The sequence below is a fragment of the Klebsiella sp. HC6 genome (assembly GCF_022605325.1).
Taxonomy (GTDB): Bacteria; Pseudomonadota; Gammaproteobacteria; order Enterobacterales; family Enterobacteriaceae; genus Klebsiella; species Klebsiella terrigena.
Genome location: NZ_CP093276.1, coordinates 5,301,374 through 5,318,207, shown reverse-complemented (window position 1 = coordinate 5,318,207; position 16,834 = coordinate 5,301,374). Strand labels below are relative to the sequence as shown.

The window sequence follows — 16,834 nt, the reverse complement described above, 5'->3', positions numbered from 1 at the left end:
GATTCAGGCGGAGGGAAGCAGGGGAGCCGGCGGCTCCCCCATGGGTAAAAGGTCAGAAACGCTGGCTGACGCTGAATTTAATATTCCGCCCGACGCCGGACACGGATTCGCCGAGGTAGGGGTAATATTCGTGGTTGAAGAGATTATCCACCGCCACCCTGGCCTCAAACCCCTTCAGTGACGTGGGCTGCCAGGAGGCGAACAGGCCGTGCAGGGAGTAGCCGGCGGTTTTCGGCAGCGCCCATACTGAGGCGAGCGGATCGCCGTCGGCCGGGGAGCGATCCTGTTTACGCACGAAGTCGCCGGTCCAGCCAAACGCCGCATCCCACTGCGGCACTTTTATCCCCAGCACCGCGTGGGCGGTGACCGGCGGGATTTCCGCGATCCAGGTCTGGTTGCCCCAAGGATCGCGCGGGGAGGCATCGCGCTTGCCGCGGATCGCGGAGTACGCGAAGCTGCCGAACAGGCGATCGCTGTCGTAGAAGGATTCAATTTCCACGCCTTCAATGGTGTAGCCCGGCAGGTTACGGTAGTTCGACAGCGGCTGGCCGCACTCCCCGCCGCTTCTGGCGGCGTCGCACAGCACCCCGCGACGATAGAAGATTTCATCCTTGCCGCGGTTGCGGAACAGGGTCGTACGAATTTGCAGGCTGTCTTTTTCCGTCAGCAAGTTGTTGAAATCCAGCACCGCGCCTAGCCGAATCCCGGTAATTCGCTCCACCTTCAGGTTGCGGCTGGTGCCGGGAACGTTGGAGCTGGCCGACTGAACTTCGTACTGTTCATCAATGACCGGCGCGCGCCAGGTGCGGCTGACGTCGGCAAACAGCGACAGGTTGGGCGTGGCTTTCCAGATCGCCCCCAGATGCGGAGACCAGCCGGTGTAGGTGACGCTGCTGTAATCATGCCCGGCGGCAGGATCGCTATCGTTATAGCGCGGCGCGCGGTTGGGCTGGCCCGTATTGGTGACGTGATCGAAGCGTACGCCGGGGGTAACGGTCAGGCTGCCGTAGCTGATCGCGTCCTGCAGGTAAGCGCTGCGGGTTTCCTGCTCGCCCGCCGGCATATAGTAGGGCTGGAAATAACCGTAGTTGTAGCTGGCGCTGTTCTTCTGCGCCGGGTAGTACATCAGCGTATCGCGCTTATGCTTATGCCAGCGCACGCCGAACAGCAGCTTATGATCGAGCGGGCCGCTGCTGAAGCGGCTCTCGTTGTTCATATCGAGCTGCTGATCGACATAGCTCACCCAGCTTTCGTTCCCCAGCGAGCCCAGGTAGCTGTACTGCGACGCGGAGTCCGGCCGCTTATCATGCTGCTCGGTTTTCGAGTGGGCGTAAGATACCGTCAGGTTCAGCAGCGGCTGCTCTTCCGGCGCCAGGTTCCATTTTACCGAATAGTTGGTGTCCACCTGATCGCGGTAGACCAGGATCCGCCGCCACGCCTCGTCCCGGCCGTAGCGGTCGATATCCGTCTGGCTGGGGGCGCTAATATCGTCGCGCTTGGCGGCAAAAGGCTGCCAGCCGTCGGACTCGGAGCGCATTGCCGACAGGGTTAACGTCTGCGCATCGGTCAGATAGAGGTTCGACTTCACCAGCCACGAGGCCTGATCGTTGGAGGAGTAGGCAAAGCGCGTGCCGTCAGGCCGCTTGATGTTGCCCCCGTCGCGCTTGCTGAAATAGACCAGCCCGTCGGCGAACCCTTCCTCGGTGCGGCCATATAGCGCGCCGCTGTAAATTCCCTGGCGGTCGTTGGTGTGATAGCTATATTTCAGCAAGCCGCCAAAGTTCTCTCCGGGCTGCAGCATATCGCCGGCGTCTTTGGTTTCCATCGTAATGGTGCCGCCAAACCCGCCGTTGCCGTTCAGCAGGTTGTGCGGACCTTTATCGACGTCAACGCGCTTGAGCAGCTCCGGCTCGATGAACACCGAGCCCTGACGGTATTTCTCGAACCCTTTGGGCGCGCCGTCCAGCACCACGTTGACATCTTCCATATCGCCCATCCCCCAGATGTTCAGACTCTGTCCGCCGGGGCGAGGCGAGCCGGCCATCGAGACGCCGGGCAGGCGATCGAGCAGGCTGGCGACGTTATCGGCCTGTACGCGCGCGATGTCTTCCTGATTCAGGGTCGAGCGGCCGGCGGAGACGCTATCGCTTAAGCCGCTGACTACCGACAGCTCCGGGATCACCAGATCCTCAAGCGGTTCAGCCGCCACCAGGCGGTAGCCGTTTGCCGTCTGCCGGGCGCTGAGACCGCTCCCCGCCAGCAGGCGGCTAAAGGCTTCTGAGAGGCCGTATCGCCCCTGCAGGCCGGCGGTGCTTTTCCCCCGGGTTTGCTCCGGCGTAAAGGTCAGAATGACCCGGGCGCTGCTGGCAAGACTTTGTAACGCCGGGGTCAGATCCCCCGCCGGAATGGCGAAAGTCTGAACATCGGCCTGCTGCGTCGGCTGCGGCTGCGCCTGGGCGGAGAAGACGGCGGTCGCGCAGGTGGCAAAGACCAGCAGCCCGCAGGCGGGCCTGAGCACTCTGCCGGCGGCCCGCTTTCTGCCGGATAGATGATTTGCGGCGTTTTTGTTTTTTATAGACATCGACTGGTTCCCTGAAAGTGTGAAACTGAAATCTCAGTAGAGAGGTCACGCGGGCGACAAAATCGGGCAGAGATTTAATGAAAAAAATTCTCATCTGGCGGCAAACCTGCGGGGCCGACGCTATCCGCCGGCAATTTTCCCGTACGGCGGCCTGCCGGACGCTTGAACAGGGGACGATCCGTATGGTGCAACGGGTTGACAGTTTTATCTGATATTGACAATCATTATCAATTATTCCACGACGCGTCGACTCACGGCGGCGGGTCGTTCCAGGGGGAGTTAAGAACATGTCATCACCCTCGATCGCGTCCTGCGCCACCGACTGCTGTATCGTAGGCGGCGGCCCCGCCGGGCTGATGCTCGGCTATCTGTTAGCCCGGGCGGGCGTCAGCGTGACGGTACTGGAGAAGCACGATGATTTTCTGCGTGATTTCCGCGGCGATACCATTCACCCTTCCACGCTGGAGCTGATGCACCAGCTCGGTCTGCTCGACGAGCTCCTGGCGCTGCCGCACCAGCGCGCGGAAACCCTGTGGGCGGAGATCGCCGGGCGCAACGTGATGCTGGCGGACTTCTCCCGCCTGCCGACGCGCTGCAAATTCATCGCCTTTATGCCGCAGTGGGAATTCCTCACTTTCCTCGCCGAACGCGCCGCCGCTTTTCCCCATTTCACCCTGATAAAGTCGGCGCGGGTGACCGAGCTGTGCTATGAGCAGGGCCGGGCGTGCGGCGTGCTGGCGGAGACCCCGGAAGGGCCGATCGACGTTTCCTGTCAGCTGGTTGTCGGCGCCGACGGACGGGGTTCCGTGGTGCGGGAAAAGGCGGGGCTCAGCAGCCGATCGTTCGGTATGCCGCGGGATCTGCTGTGGATGAAGCTCACTAAGCGACCGGGGGATCCGCAGTGGTCGATGGGTCATACCGGGCCAAGGCGCAACTTCATCATGATCGATCGCGGCGATTACTGGCAGTGCGGGTATGCGATCGAGAAGGGAAGCTTCGATGCGATCCGGGAGAGCGGGCTGGAGAAATTCCTGCTGCAGGTGGCCGAGGTGGCTCCGTTTCAGGACGATCGCTTTCAGGAGATTGCCGGCTGGCAGCAGGTGAAGCTGCTGAGCATCCGCATCGACAGGCTGGAGCAGTGGGCGAAGCCGGGGGTGCTGTGCATCGGCGACGCGGCGCACGCCATGTCGCCTATCGGCGGAGTGGGCGTCAATCTGGCGATTCAGGATGCGGTGGCCGCGGCTAACGCCGTTAGCCTGCCGCTGCGCCAGCGGCGTTTGCAGCTAAAGCATCTGCGGCGCGTGCAGCGGCGGCGCGATTTTCCCACCAAAGCCACGCAGTTTTTACAAATTAAAATGAGCCAGCGCCGGACGAAAAAACGCCGCGCGGCGGGCGGCTCCGGTCTGATGAACTGGCTCAGCCGCCGCCGCTGGCTGCCGCGGCTGGCGGGGCGCATCATCGGCCTCGGGTTTCGTCGCGAAACGCCGCGTGGGTTTTAGCGGCAGGCGGATTGCCCCGCGTCGGCGGAATAGATACGCGGGCGTCGCGGCACGTTGTAGTCAGAGGTTGACCATATAGCCGTATTTCGGCCAGCGCTAATGATAGGGATTCCATAATGAGATGGCTGCTTTTGATAATCGCTTCTTTGTCACAGATCTCCTGCACGTTAAGAGTCGGGGATGAAAAATTGCTAAAAGGAGGCGCAATTGAATACTTTGAAAAACACTACAGCACGGCAACCAGAACGCCTTTTATCGGCGGGGCTATGTACGTCAATATGCGGCCCTATTTATATCCGATGGTCGTGAATTATTGCGTGGCGAACAACAATAAGATGGAGGGAAACTGGTGCGTGGATAGTAAAGGATTCCCACTTTTCAGGGTGCAAAATGATTCGGTCAATACGGTGGTTGCGTCGACGGGGAGTGCACTGATTACCATGCCCGGCGACGGCGGCTGGCTCAGCGTGATTGAAAGGAACAATATCATTTCCGATCGGGAATGGCTGCAAACGGCTCAAGAAACCTATCATTTTAAGCCCGAAAATAGATAGTCACTATTTTTGTGCCGGGCTTAATACACCAAACGGCGCCTGGGCGCCGTTTGGTGCGGTCGGTTAATCGCGGCTTTGCACCCAGAACGCGTGAATCAGGCCGGGAATATAGCCCAGCAGCGTCAGCACGATGTTAAGAATAAACGCCCAGCCGAATCCTTTACCCAGCAGCACGCCAAGCGGCGGCAGAATAATCGTTAAAACAATTCTCCAGAATCCCATATACGCTCCCTCTAAGTAAAATTAACCGTTTCCCTGATTAAGCTTAGTAATTCTGCCCGAGAGTGCCAGTTTGCCCTGGGGGTTACGCTCTCGGGCCTTTGGCATATGGCCTGCGGCCCTTCGTATTCATCGGAACAGGGGCCCTTGTCCGGCCCGTAGCACGTGAATTACAGCGGATGCGGTCAGCGCCCACGATAGCGGATACATCCTTAACCGCTTTAATCGCATTCGCGCGAAGGCATCCCATTGTACTGTGCGGTCGGTCAGGTCGCCGATTTTGCCTGGATGTTTTTGCCATCCGTTCTCCATATCGGCGGTTCGCTCAATCTTTTCCTCACCAGGCGCAGTTTGCCTTATTGTGAAAATTAATCTGCCATTAATTCGCATGGCTGAATATTCGGGGAGCTTATATTTATGAGACACGTCGGTATAAAAGTATCGCGTCTTTTAAACCTGAAGGCGGATGGCGTAAATGAAGTGCTTGCCTGGTGTAAATTATGTGTTTGATAATAGTTAAAGGTTGGCGTCGCTTCGTAACATCCCCGCTTTATGAGATCGCCTGCTATCAGGTAATATTTTCAGGATGCCGAAGCTGGCTGATATTTTCAGAAGGTTATTGAATGTTTTAATATGTTTCTGGCGAGTACGGCGTCCGGTGTCGCAATACTCCAGCTTCTTTTATCATTTGCGTTCGCCACTTCTATGCATCTTAGCCATCCAAAATGAAGGCGCAGGGACGGATACAGGCTGAATAGTTCGCCGGCAGATAACGATCCGAATTCATAATGGTATGATTTATCGGCTGAAATTATTAATAAATTAATCAGCCCGGCAACGTTTTAAAACCTGACGGGATGCATTTAAATTTATAATTAGTTACATCAGTATCAACTTAGAAACAAGTTGATAATCTGTCTATGGATGTTGCTGAAATAAATAGATATCCCTCGCATTTTGCGTATTGCGATATGGATTTTCTACATCGGAACATAGTTAAATTCCGTTTGTTAATCTTTATTTGATCGGTTAATATTTGCGCGAAAAATTTTCTTCATTCGCAGAATATCTAACTCACTGATTTCAAAGACACTGGTAGCTAAGGGTGTAGTAATATGGATCGCTCAGATGACATCCAAAGCTTTATTATTGGGGAGAGGGCTGCGTTCGTCCCTTCCCGGCGGGTGATTGTTGATAGGCTAAATGCAAAAGAAATTAAGCTACATCTTCCTGCGAGCTGCTGTCTGGAAAAGTTACTTCGTCACCAGGGAGAGATTGTTTCTCAGGAAGAGCTGATCCTCTGCGGATGGGGGAGCAAGCGCAATGCCGGCGTGAGCCATAACACTTATTACCAGTGTATTTTACATCTCCGAAAGTCCCTTGCAATTATAGGGTTTTCAGACGTTATTGATACGGTGCCAAGGCACGGATTGAGGTTTAATAATAGCGTAAAAGTAGCATATCTGTATCCGGATGGAGATATTGAGCTACAAATTGACAACAGTGTAAAAATCGACCCTGACGGCAAAGAGGCCCTGGAGCTGAATAATATCACGGGTGAAAATCCAGCGCTGGCAGAGGTTGATGATACTCTGGCGGTGTTTAATCGCACGGCTGGGGTATTACACGCTCCGGCGGTAGATGAAAGCAAACCAGTCGGTAATTCACAAAATAGTGGTAGTAATAACGGAAATAAATGGTTAAGACATGCAGGGATTGCCCTCATAGTCGTGATGGCTGGATTGATGATGCTTAATCATCGCTCCGGGGCTGGCGGCGACGCTTTTTCTGACTATATCAAGATCTCTTCCGATGGCTGTAGCCTATTTTCGGCAAACCGGACATATTCATCCTCTGAGATTAAGGCAATCCTCGGCACTCTGGGGCTGTCATGTACGAATAACGAAGTCGTTTATTTTACCGCGTCACCTATGAATACGTGATTAAACTTAATGTATTGCCTGGCTTACGATAAAAAAAATCAAAACTGCCGCTCGCTGACGGTAATGAAAAACATAAAGGTAAAGTGATGCGAACAAAGTTATATTACCTGGCAACTTTACCGATCGTGGCGGTGTTTGCTGCAGTCTATTTTTTTAATGTGGATGATTCAAATAATAAAGTTGTATGCCAGAGTCGTCATACCTTACTGCATGATGGTTTTCGTCTGGATTCAAATTTTGGCTTCACCCTGGCCAATGATAAAGGTGAGCTCACGGTGCACGCCATCGCCGCTGAGAATGGCGTGCAGTCGCAGGTTGGCAGAGTCATTAATTTTACATACGTGAAAAATAATGATGTTTACATACTTAAAAATCAGTATGTCGAGTATCTGAGTACCGATAACAGCAAAGGCAGCAATGTGGATTTTCACTTTCCTGCATTCTTTTATGAAGCAGGAAAAGAGCTTGCGCTGAAGATTGAGTACGATAAGTATCATAATCCTGTCATCTACTTACATAATATGCCGATGTTCTACTGTAAGAAATACAATCACGTTTAAATCATCAGGTAGGAATCTGCCGTCATGGTCGGTGGTCAAAGATCGCTGCGGCCTGAAAGGACGATGACGGCTCAGAGAGTTTTTTGCTTATGGCATACGTAGGCTGGCAAGGTCGAGAATATAAATAAATAGCTGTTCTGTTGTTCAAGTATTTTCACGTAAATATCCTTTTTGGGGTAAACGAAAAACAAAGGCTCATATTTCTCTAACCAGCTGTTGTTAACGGTTTCATCAGGGAAGACCACATTGTTAACCGAGTGCAGGTGATAAACGTTGTTGTGCTTTTCAATGTTGAAAAATATTTTTCGATTGAATTTGTTCGCCCCATTAGTCATGGAGCGGCCATTCATGCTGAGCATGCCGCTATCCTGGCTAATTCTGTACGTTAACGAGACATAGAGATTCTCGTCCGCGTGGTGCTGAACAAAGTTTGCTTTACATGTGAATTCAAGCGGCTGATAGCGCTGCCACAACGAATAACCAGCCAGTATTAAAGTTAAAAATAAGCATACACAAAGCACATACACCGATGCACGGTAATGTCTCATTCTAATGATCCTCGATAAAATAGTTTGAAATACAGTAGTTCGGGCTGGACATGGGTTTATTACAGCGAATCACCGAAGCCCTGGGCAGCATGGCGTATCTACTGATATATACCCATGGGAACTTTTGGCAGTCAGATTTGAACTGAACGCCGTAGTTAAGCGCTTTCTTTCGTTCATCAGTATTATGAATATCTTTATTGAGGAACAGGTGGCAGCCATTGGTGTTGACGGTGAGCTGATAGTTTTCGAAGTAACGCTGGTCCTGGAAGTGGGTCACTATAACCTTGAGATCCGTCAGCAGGATAGAAAAGATAAGAATCGTGATGAGAAAAAAAAGCTTACTGAATCTGCCGACGTCTCTCTTTTGCAGGTACAGCGGAGCGGGGATGTTGGGGGCTGAGGCCGGTATATCGGCAACGGACTCGACTGTCTCCTGCGGGCTGCTGGCATGGCCAGAGTCCGCCTTGTTCAACTCTTCATAAGATGCGGACAATACCGTTTCATCGGCTGCCTGTCCGTCATCATTGTCTGACGCTGGCGGGTCCGTGGATTCCATGGCTTGAATCTGTGTATCAAGGGCCAGCGTTAAGCCAATACGCGGTATCGTTGTGATGGGGTCGCTGGTAAACCCAATTTCTTTCATCCCCTTTCTGAGTAGACAAATGTTTTGATAGTAGGTATTTGCTGACACAACGAGCCCGAGTTTTTCCCAAACGTTATACATAAACTCTTGCTGCGTCACAATTGTGCCGGATCTCTCGATTAATAATAATAAACAACGGCTTGCCGGAGAGTTCAGAACGACCATATTCGTGGGGGTGATAATATTCCTTAACTTGCGGGTCGTTGGGTGGAATTCAACAGTATTGTTAATAACGTAATATCTATGCATTAATTATATAGAACTCATTCAGCAGCAGGTGAGATTTATCCGGTAGATGCAGATAAAATTAAGATATTTTCACATTTAGATAAAAGTATAAGTGATAGATTAAGCGCTGCATACTCTGGCCCCTGGCGAAAATTCTTATTTATATAATTGCTTTGAATCAACGAGCCTGTCTGGTCGGGCTATCGCGGGCAGGATATTCCTTCCATCAATAACAGAAGTGAATCATCGGCTTACCATTACGCGTCTGCATGGGCCTGACAGCAGATTGTCTGAAATAAGATTAAGTTAAGATCGATCCCGACATGACTTTTACTTTATGTTTTAACCCGGCGATGCGGTGAATGATGGCGCAACGCTTTTGCCATCATTCAATAAAGTATTCGGAAATACACGAGGTCGATTGTGCGAAGGGTTTATTGCAGCGGATGATCGAGGTTCTGGGGAGGTCTGCACCTGTCGTCACGTATACCCAAGGGTAGTTCCGACAATCGCGGGTGATATGTTCGCCATATTTGCTGAGCATTGCTTTTTTCTGGCTGTCGGATGTCGGTTCTGCCGATAAAACATGGCAGCGTTGGGTCGAGGTTATCGTTTCATAGCCAGAAAAATAGCTTTCTTTTATACCCGCCATGTATGAGAGAAGTGTGGCCATCGCGGCGATGCCTGCCGCCAGAAGAACGCTATTTTTTATCGTGAAAACCGGCCTGCGTCTCTTAACGCTGATAAGCGTGGCTGGAAGGGGCTTACTGCCATCTCCCGGCCATGCCGGCTCATTTTTTAAGCCATATTCGCCGATGCTCATTGATGCGCGTTCGATCTCCTCGTGGCTAGTGTCTTTAACCACGGCGATCGATGTACTGTGGAACAGTTTCTTTGTGCCTCCTGAGCCAGGGGATGCGTCCGCGACTGATTGACGGATTTGCGTGCCGGAGGCCAGAGTTAGCCCAATCCGGGGAAGGGTGATGATCACATTATCCTCCAGCCCGGCATGGATAAGGCCTCTGCGGAGAATCGAGATATTCTGGTAATAGGCGTTGGCGGTGACTCGCATGCCGCTCTGTTTCCAGACGATATCCATAAAATCCTGCTGCGAGACGACACTACCTGCGTGATTAATTAATAGCAGCAAACAGCGTCCGGCGGGTAAATTCAGCGTAACCTTAAGGTCAGGTGTGTGGATATTACGTAAAGTGCTTGTCGCTGGCTGGAACTCTACGCATTCATTAATGATATAATTGGTGCGCAAGTCCGTTATTAATTTATATGATTTATTGCTGTCGTTTGCCATTTTATTTATCTCCTGGTAAAAGACAAGCATAAGCACGTGAACGTAATAACTGTAAAATGAATTTTGTTATTATTATATTATTTAAACATACTCTTTCGTGACGTCCGGTTAAGGCCCGTTAGCCCCTTCGTCCTGAGCCTTTCAAGGGAGCGCACAGGCCAGATATATAAAAAAGCGGCAATGAGCCAGGGCGGCATAAGGTCTCCTGAACTTCAGGGCTGGCCTAATTAATGATAAGGGCCTCGCGAGTCGTTTGGTTGCTGAGTCGGGCAGGCTGTTAACGTCCGAATGCGGAGGTTCATGCGGCAGGCGTTGGCAACGTTATTCAAAATACCCGTATCTACACCAATCGTTTAAGCCCTCTTGCTGAGGGCATTTTATACTCTGAATACCGGGATTAATCCTCCTGGATAACGACTTCCAGAACCGCTTTCACCAGTCCGTCAGAAATATCATTATTCATGCGGAAATAATCAGCGGTAAAGCTGATGTCCTGATTAAGACTCAGGGATGAAATAGTGTAGGCATCGGTATCGAAAAACTTCACCGGAGAGTTATCTTTTTTCAAAATAATCCCAACGTTATTGGCGCCACCGCCACCGCCCGGTATGACGGGGATGGTATTTTCCAGTACCCCTGGATCGGCGGCAACCGCTCCCTTCGGGTTAAACCAGTAGGTGAGTTTCTTACCTTGCATATCCGTTGGGCAGGAAATATTCATATCAATTGCTTTACCTTTACCGGTTGTCGCACCGCGAGCAAGCGCCAGCAGATCGCTTTTGGCAATTCTTTGCAGATTGACCGTGGTCGGCCCTTTAAGAGAAATATTGCAGCTCTCATTACGAAAGGAAATTGCTCTATTTGTTTTGGGGTTTACCCAGTAGATAGCGCCTTTTCTTGCATATCCCGGGTCGGCCGGGTCTGCCACGCGAAACTCAATTTCGACGTTGATGTTGGTCGCCCCGCTGGTATCAATGGGGCCCGTTTTAACTAACCAGGCAGAAAAGTACGGCGTTGCGAGAAACTGCGCGGATTTATCATAAGGCGTTGGCCAGGTTCCTGCCTGTCCGACGATCTGTTTACCGATCCGGCTCGAGAATATATCGCTGAACTGAATACCGATACCGTCAACGCCGGTTTCATAAACGGGCATGCCGCGAAGGCTCATCCCCGGAACCTCTGGCCTGCTCACGGCGACGATATAATTTGCTCCCGGTCCGCAGGTATAGAGTCGGTGATGTAGATTCATCCCGCCTATCGTTCGGCTATAAAGGATTGCACCAACCGGAAGAGTCGGATCGGCTGATATCTTGGGGTACATCGTCATACCCTGACGCTCTTCTACGCCACCATTAGGACCCTCATTACCCGCAGAATTGGTATAAGAGCATAGCCGTGCAGCCGAAACCCCGCCGCAGAAAAATATTCCGGCCAGCAGTACAATCATTTTTTTCATTTCACTTATCTCTTTATGATTATTATCGACACAGGGCTTCAGTCTGGCTGACTCCGGAGTTTTTCTTCTGGCCGGCAGGCAAGGTATAGATGGCGGTACATTTCTGGCCCGCATTTTTACCCCAGCTGACCGTCAGCGCACCCGTTGGCTGCAGGCCGGTCATATAAACCATGCCGGCGTCGCTCACGATGCTGGCCTGGGATTTAGCCGCGCCGGCAAGCGTGACCATTGCGCCAAAAGGCACCTCGCGGCCTGCGGGAGTTTTAAGCCGAATAAATGCCCGCTGCCCAATATTCCCGGCATAGTTTGCGCGCACGATGGCGCCGCGGGTGGGAACGACCTGCTGCGTGGTCTGCATCAGCTCCATATCGTCGCCAAAGGATGTGCTGTCCAGAGTGATATCGGTACTGCGGTAGGGGGTAAGATAGGGAACGATGGCGTAGCCGCGACTGTCCGTGACGATCGTTGAATCCGAGCTGAGCCTGACGTTGTCCAGACCTGGGGCCTGGATTAGCACGGCCGCGTTGCTGATATTCTGGCCAAACGTTATTCCGTTCGCATGCGCGATCAGGCTGCCGCTGGCGCCGTAGTCGAACCGCCGGCTGTTGTTGTCGTAGCTGTAGCCGGCGTTGACGCTGCCGCGCGAGCCGTTATAGGTTCCCCTGAGGTCGCCGCTATAGTGCTCACGGTTGCTGTAACCCTGCTGGATGTCCCAGTCGAGATTATTGTTTTCCAGCCCGATGCCGCCTAAAGAAACGTACTGATCCGTAGAGCCTGGGGTACTTTCGGTGACCTGATAGCTGGCATAGGTATTGGGCAGCCAGTTGCTCAGCGGGATGGAGATGGTGAGCGCGAGGCGCTGATCGTTTCGCACCTCATGGCTGGAGCTGAGCGTACCCCAGGTATAGCGGTTATAGCTATAGCCCAGATAATAGTTAACACCCCGCCAGCCGCCGTTATAGCCGAGGCTCAATGATTTATTTGTACGCTTGTTATCCCAGTAATCTTCGATGAGGGCGCTGATGGACAGGCTACCTCGCGATTTTCCCAGGCTCTGGTTAAGCGTCAGGTTAGTACGATTGCGTAAAGAGCGCGCCGAGTAATACCGTCCGTCATCGGAATAGGTATTAAGCACTTCGGAAAGGGTGTTAAACCCTTTTGTCGAGTAGCGATAGCCGGCAATAGTGAAATTGGTTCCGGTTTCGATAATATTTTTACCGTAGCGTATGCGCCACGACTGGCCGGACGTTTTATCTTCATAGCGTTTTTTCGACCATGCCTGGGTCACGTCGGCCGACAGAGCGCCCAGGTTGGCGAGGTTATACCCCAGTCCGCTGGAGAGAGCCTGATATTTTGCCGATGCCTGCACGCCGCCAAAAATGGTGGCGCTGGTTGATAAGCCGTATTTGGCCGTGGCCTGGGTAAAAGGGGTTTCATCAATGGTGCCGACGTAAGGGCGGTATTTCCCCGAGGTGATTTCATATTCGAACTGGTTCTCCCTCAGCATCACCGGCAGAGCCGCAAAGGGCACGATAAAGTTCTGCCTCGAGCCGTCGGACTCTTCAACCGTCACGTACAGATCGCCACTCCCGCCGCTGGGGTACATATCCGTAATTTCAAACGCGCCCGGCGCGACGTAGGTCTGGTAAACCTGATAGCCATTCTGCTTGATCACCACGCGGGCGTTGGTTTTCGCAATACCGCGGATCACCGGGGCGTAGCCGCGCATGCTCTCCGGCAGCATGCTGGTATCCGTCGCCAGCTGCACGCCGGAGAAGGGGACGCTATCAAATATGCCGGATAGAGAAGAGCTTTCACCGATGATCAGGTCGCTGCTGATGGAGCGCAAGCTGCGCTGGAGATAAAGATAGGCGGAATCAAAATGAGCTGATTCCCCCTTACTTTTGTTCCACATGCCAAGGTTCCTGATGCGCCAGGGGCCGAGGTTTATCCCGGACTCCAGATTCAGGCCGTAGTATTCATTATCGCTTTTAAAATCCTGCGAACCGTTAAACTGGTAGTTCACAAACATGGCGTTTATGCCGTCATCAAACTTTTCCGGCGGGATATAGTCGTTGGCCACCGTGCTCATCGCGGCCTGAGGCGTGGATATATCCAGGCGCTGGGCGGTGAAATCGAAAATTGTTTTGCTGTCTGGAATAATATCGAAGTTGGCGCAGCCTTGTTCATTCTCTTTCAGCTCGGGGAATGATTTAACCCTGACGCCATACTGGGAGAGTGCGTCCAACGTAAAGCAGGGGATCAGGTTTAGCTGTTTATCAAGCCTGCTGCGCTCGGTCGTAACAAATTTAACGTTTTTAGTTTCCAGGTAGCGGCCATTAAAAACGACGTCGACCCGATAGTCTCCCGGAGCCTGAGCGTTGACCGATTGATAAATCGACAGGTCGGGAACGCTGGATGCGTCACCTCCGTTGGCAGATGTAATAAATGCGGGATCAAAGAATTCACGCGCATTCACCGTAGTGTGAATGCTCGCCGTCATTATAGTAATAATCGCTATGCAGAGCGTAGATAGCCTGAAGCCATCTCTGTGTTCTATTGGCATAAAAACATCCATTTATAAATGCGAACTGTTTATGGCAATTTCGATGAATAGAGGGAACCTGCACCTCCATAATCATTGACTATTTTCCACGTTACTTTGGTAGCATTGCCGTTATCTTTTAGCGTTATAGCTTTTGAGGAGAAGGGCTCAATATATTTAATTTCTGCCTGGTATTCGCTGGCGCCAATCTGGACACTTCTAAAATAGAAGAAAAATGGCGTTGGATTTTTTATGGTGAGCTGCTTTCCGGCCCTGCGCCATTCTATTTTTTCGGCTTCGGTATTATTGGACAGCTCGGCTAACGCTTTTGGCCGGTAAATCAGCCGCATGCGATGGCGAACAGCGAGCTGAATGGTATTGTTGTTCACATAGGTATCATCCGACGGCGGAATGGCCATAATATTAAAAAAGTAAGACGATTCGCGATCGGTGGGAGCGCTGATGTTGCCAGTGGAGAATATACGGACGGTATTTTTCTGTTTCATCTCCAGGCGGAAAAGGGGAGGTGTGACCATAAATGCCGGCGTTTTTCCCTCTGGTGCTTCAACCCATGATTTGATCAGATAAGGCATCTCGTCTTTATTCTCAATTTGCGCAGATATCTCACGAGCGCCTTCTTTATAAAGATAGCGGGTTGATTCGATAACAATTCCTGCATGCGCAAAGCCGCTCAGTATCATGGCGAAGGCAATGATTGCCTTGATCATCATCTGGTACATTAGATTCCTTCAGCATTTAATTAAAAGGGCCCGCTGGATCAGCAGGCCCCTTAAACATTAATTAGATGGTGTAATCAATGGTAAAGGTTGCAACACCTTTAACCTGGCCTTCACCTACAGGGTTCGCCGCGTTGACTTTTACGTAGCCAGCAAGATATTCCAGGTTAGTCGTCTGATGTGGGGTATAGGCTTCAGCAACCGGAGTGCCATCGAACTTGATGCGGGTGCTGTTGAGCAGCTTCTGAATACCGATACCGATGTTTGTAGCTGCATCGGCACCAGTAATAGCGTTGTCCAGAATCTCAGGATTTGAAGAGGATGTACCGGTAACTTTCACGCTCAGGCCGGTAACGTTGTTTTCATCCGTGCCGCCGATCGCACAGTCTTTAACCTGAAAGCCAAACTTCTGGGTTTTAAATAAGGTATTAGCAGACTGACCGGTTGCTTCATTAGTGGTCACGGTCATTAACTTAACGATACCGTTGTTGAGGGTACCGGTCGGAGTCACGACGCAGGAAGTCTGAGAGTCTGCTACTTCACCCAGGATAGTCACTTCAGCCTGGTTCGTTGCCAAAGCCTGAGCACTGAAAGCGGTAGCGGCAGTAATAACCATAGCCAGAATTGTTTTTTTCATCCGTTTAATCCATTCATTTAAAGTTAAAATATTAATTACCGGAAAAAGAGGCTGAATATAGGCTTCAGCAGCTTAATCCCGTATGTATCCTTATATACTTACTCCGCAACCCTTACGGCTTGTATGGGTAAGTGCCGCTATATTAATCCCGGTCTGTTAAAATACTCATCTGATTTTTTTTCAATAAAACTTAATACACACAAAGCAGCGTTCGGTGAGGGTGAGTGATGGTTTTTCTTAACGATGGCAAGGTGGCTTATGGCGGGCTCTGGCGGGCTGGTTAACGTGAGGGGTTATCCTCATAGATAAACGGGCAGGTTAAACAAAGTTAATATCTACAAAGATTCTGTACGGTTTCATCATACGGAAAGAATCGGCGGCACTATTTTTTTTAGCGAAGGTATTAGTGAAACGCTTATAATAAGCGAGGTAAGATTATTATCCTGATGTTTATTATTCACGGTAGCGGTAATATCGCCGTTATTGCCTGCGGCAGTGCGTTGGCGGTTCTCTCATCCGGCAGATAAAAAGTTGAGATGACCACTGGCGCGACTTTAGTGCCCTGTCCTGGGGCTGTGAAGGTGCCGGCGATGCGGTCATTTTCTTTATTGTTTACTTTCTATATGATTGTTAATGATAGAGAAAATATCTTTATTTTTATGATTAAGGAAAATTAATAGCGCCTATCGCTGCGCCCCTGGCGCGAGAATTCGCCTGACCTGCTTCGTCATCCGAGCCGCGGTAAGCCGGGAACGCCATACCTGTTCTCAAAGGTTGTTGAGAGCGGATTAAGCCCTGATAATGAGGCCCCCTGTTGACCGGCGATTTTCTTATTCATATTTTTATTTCTTATTTAGATCTGAAGCCTGGATTATTCATGAAACTAAAGTTGTTTTTTTACGGGAAGTGCCGAAAATAGCCTCCCATCAACACAGCATATGTGATTGATAAATTTATACCATCTGGAACATACAAATTAAATATATAAGGAATAGTGATGAAAGTACTTTCTCTTGAAGAAATGAATGCCGTTTCGGGTGCCTACTCCTGGAGCAGCCCGTGGGATATTTTTGGCAATATTGGTGAAGCGGTAGTCAGCGCAACGCTTGGCGCGGTTGCCGGTTTTGCTGCGGGAGCCGTTATTGGTGGCACGCATGGCGGCGACGGCGGCGGGATCCTGGGTGTTGGGTCGATTGGTCAGGGCGTTGGTATGATCGTCGGCGGCATTATCGGCGGCATTACCTGCGGTATCGGTGGCGCGATTGTGGGTTATGAGGATACCTGGAAATATACCCAAACGCTGATCGAAGGTTACCTCGACGGCACCTTTAAACCATGATTTTGAATTGATTCCTCTTCTGGCCCGATGCGTCGG

At 51.2% G+C, this 16,834-nt stretch carries 15 protein-coding genes; 6 read left to right on the top strand and 9 right to left on the bottom strand.

The genetic code is table 11. The annotated features are described in order from the left end of the window. Positions 1-52: 52 nt before the first annotated feature. Positions 53-2,581 (bottom strand): TonB-dependent receptor, encoded by a 2,529-nt coding sequence (locus MMW58_RS25700; protein WP_241722380.1) that lies wholly within the window; start codon positions 2,579-2,581, stop codon positions 53-55. Positions 2,582-2,658: 77 nt separating this feature from the next. On the opposite strand from MMW58_RS25700, the gene MMW58_RS30220 reads away from it, so the two are divergent. From MMW58_RS30220 to MMW58_RS25690, 3 genes are all read left to right on the top strand, one after another. Further along, complete coding sequence (locus MMW58_RS30220) at positions 2,659-2,793, top strand: hypothetical protein (protein WP_256464588.1); 135 nt, start codon at positions 2,659-2,661, stop codon at positions 2,791-2,793. Positions 2,794-2,868: 75 nt separating this feature from the next. Further along, positions 2,869-4,080: an FAD-dependent oxidoreductase gene (locus MMW58_RS25695; protein ID WP_241722379.1), complete on the top strand. Its 1,212-nt coding sequence runs from the start codon at positions 2,869-2,871 to the stop codon at positions 4,078-4,080. A 116-nt stretch (positions 4,081-4,196) separates the two neighbouring features. Continuing rightward, positions 4,197-4,634, top strand: a complete 438-nt coding sequence (locus MMW58_RS25690) for a hypothetical protein (RefSeq protein WP_241722378.1) — start codon at positions 4,197-4,199, stop codon at positions 4,632-4,634. Between the two features lie 63 nt (positions 4,635-4,697). Here MMW58_RS25690 and MMW58_RS25685 read toward each other — a convergent pair whose 3' ends face one another. After that, positions 4,698-4,856: a YqaE/Pmp3 family membrane protein gene (locus MMW58_RS25685; RefSeq protein WP_045853240.1), complete on the bottom strand. Its 159-nt coding sequence runs from the start codon at positions 4,854-4,856 to the stop codon at positions 4,698-4,700. Between the two features lie 1,112 nt (positions 4,857-5,968). Between MMW58_RS25685 and MMW58_RS25680 the strand changes: the two genes are divergently transcribed. Both MMW58_RS25680 and MMW58_RS25675 read left to right on the top strand, forming a co-directional pair. Next, entirely contained in the window at positions 5,969-6,796 is an 828-nt protein-coding gene (locus MMW58_RS25680; RefSeq protein WP_241722377.1) for a winged helix-turn-helix domain-containing protein, read from the top strand. 86 nt (positions 6,797-6,882) lie between these two features. Beyond that, positions 6,883-7,356, top strand: coding sequence for a hypothetical protein (locus MMW58_RS25675; RefSeq protein ID WP_241722376.1), 474 nt, complete (start codon positions 6,883-6,885; stop codon positions 7,354-7,356). 71 nt (positions 7,357-7,427) lie between these two features. Here the strand turns inward: MMW58_RS25675 and MMW58_RS25670 are convergent, their stop codons facing one another. The 7 genes from MMW58_RS25670 to MMW58_RS25640 form a co-directional block, all read right to left on the bottom strand. Continuing rightward, complete coding sequence (locus MMW58_RS25670) at positions 7,428-7,904, bottom strand: hypothetical protein (protein WP_159237931.1); 477 nt, start codon at positions 7,902-7,904, stop codon at positions 7,428-7,430. 1 nt (position 7,905) lies between these two features. Then, complete coding sequence (locus MMW58_RS25665) at positions 7,906-8,796, bottom strand: winged helix-turn-helix domain-containing protein (protein ID WP_463351430.1); 891 nt, start codon at positions 8,794-8,796, stop codon at positions 7,906-7,908. A gap of 364 nt (positions 8,797-9,160) precedes the next feature. After that, positions 9,161-10,084, bottom strand: coding sequence for a winged helix-turn-helix domain-containing protein (locus MMW58_RS25660; RefSeq protein WP_241722374.1), 924 nt, complete (start codon positions 10,082-10,084; stop codon positions 9,161-9,163). A 397-nt stretch (positions 10,085-10,481) separates the two neighbouring features. Further along, positions 10,482-11,540: a fimbrial protein gene (locus MMW58_RS25655; protein WP_166646232.1), complete on the bottom strand. Its 1,059-nt coding sequence runs from the start codon at positions 11,538-11,540 to the stop codon at positions 10,482-10,484. Between the two features lie 22 nt (positions 11,541-11,562). Further along, positions 11,563-14,106 carry a fimbria/pilus outer membrane usher protein gene (locus MMW58_RS25650; protein WP_241722373.1) on the bottom strand — a complete coding sequence of 848 codons (2,544 nt, stop codon included), beginning with the start codon at positions 14,104-14,106 and terminating at the stop codon, positions 11,563-11,565. Positions 14,107-14,135: 29 nt separating this feature from the next. Then, the gene (locus MMW58_RS25645; RefSeq protein ID WP_133600999.1) at positions 14,136-14,825 is read right to left on the bottom strand and encodes a fimbrial biogenesis chaperone; all 690 of its coding nucleotides are present in this window, start codon (positions 14,823-14,825) and stop codon (positions 14,136-14,138) included. 61 nt (positions 14,826-14,886) lie between these two features. After that, positions 14,887-15,459, bottom strand: coding sequence for a fimbrial protein (locus tag MMW58_RS25640; protein ID WP_133600998.1), 573 nt, complete (start codon positions 15,457-15,459; stop codon positions 14,887-14,889). A gap of 997 nt (positions 15,460-16,456) precedes the next feature. Between MMW58_RS25640 and MMW58_RS25635 the strand changes: the two genes are divergently transcribed. Continuing rightward, a complete protein-coding gene (locus tag MMW58_RS25635) occupies positions 16,457-16,798 on the top strand; it encodes a hypothetical protein (protein WP_133600997.1) in 342 nt (113 codons plus the stop codon). The last annotated feature ends 36 nt before the right edge of the window (positions 16,799-16,834 follow it).

Coding starts and splice junctions, on each gene's coding strand:
- MMW58_RS25665 (WP_463351430.1), bottom strand. CDS start 8,796: ATGCATAGATATTACGTTATTAACAATACTGTTGAATTCCACCCAACG.
- MMW58_RS25695 (WP_241722379.1), top strand. CDS start 2,869: ATGTCATCACCCTCGATCGCGTCCTGCGCCACCGACTGCTGTATCGTA.
- MMW58_RS25650 (WP_241722373.1), bottom strand. CDS start 14,106: ATGCCAATAGAACACAGAGATGGCTTCAGGCTATCTACGCTCTGCATA.
- MMW58_RS25675 (WP_241722376.1), top strand. CDS start 6,883: ATGCGAACAAAGTTATATTACCTGGCAACTTTACCGATCGTGGCGGTG.
- MMW58_RS25645 (WP_133600999.1), bottom strand. CDS start 14,825: ATGTACCAGATGATGATCAAGGCAATCATTGCCTTCGCCATGATACTG.
- MMW58_RS25670 (WP_159237931.1), bottom strand. CDS start 7,904: ATGAGACATTACCGTGCATCGGTGTATGTGCTTTGTGTATGCTTATTT.
- MMW58_RS25685 (WP_045853240.1), bottom strand. CDS start 4,856: ATGGGATTCTGGAGAATTGTTTTAACGATTATTCTGCCGCCGCTTGGC.
- MMW58_RS25680 (WP_241722377.1), top strand. CDS start 5,969: ATGGATCGCTCAGATGACATCCAAAGCTTTATTATTGGGGAGAGGGCT.
- MMW58_RS25700 (WP_241722380.1), bottom strand. CDS start 2,581: ATGTCTATAAAAAACAAAAACGCCGCAAATCATCTATCCGGCAGAAAG.
- MMW58_RS25690 (WP_241722378.1), top strand. CDS start 4,197: ATGAGATGGCTGCTTTTGATAATCGCTTCTTTGTCACAGATCTCCTGC.
- MMW58_RS25655 (WP_166646232.1), bottom strand. CDS start 11,540: ATGAAAAAAATGATTGTACTGCTGGCCGGAATATTTTTCTGCGGCGGG.
- MMW58_RS25635 (WP_133600997.1), top strand. CDS start 16,457: ATGAAAGTACTTTCTCTTGAAGAAATGAATGCCGTTTCGGGTGCCTAC.
- MMW58_RS25660 (WP_241722374.1), bottom strand. CDS start 10,084: ATGGCAAACGACAGCAATAAATCATATAAATTAATAACGGACTTGCGC.
- MMW58_RS30220 (WP_256464588.1), top strand. CDS start 2,659: ATGAAAAAAATTCTCATCTGGCGGCAAACCTGCGGGGCCGACGCTATC.
- MMW58_RS25640 (WP_133600998.1), bottom strand. CDS start 15,459: ATGAAAAAAACAATTCTGGCTATGGTTATTACTGCCGCTACCGCTTTC.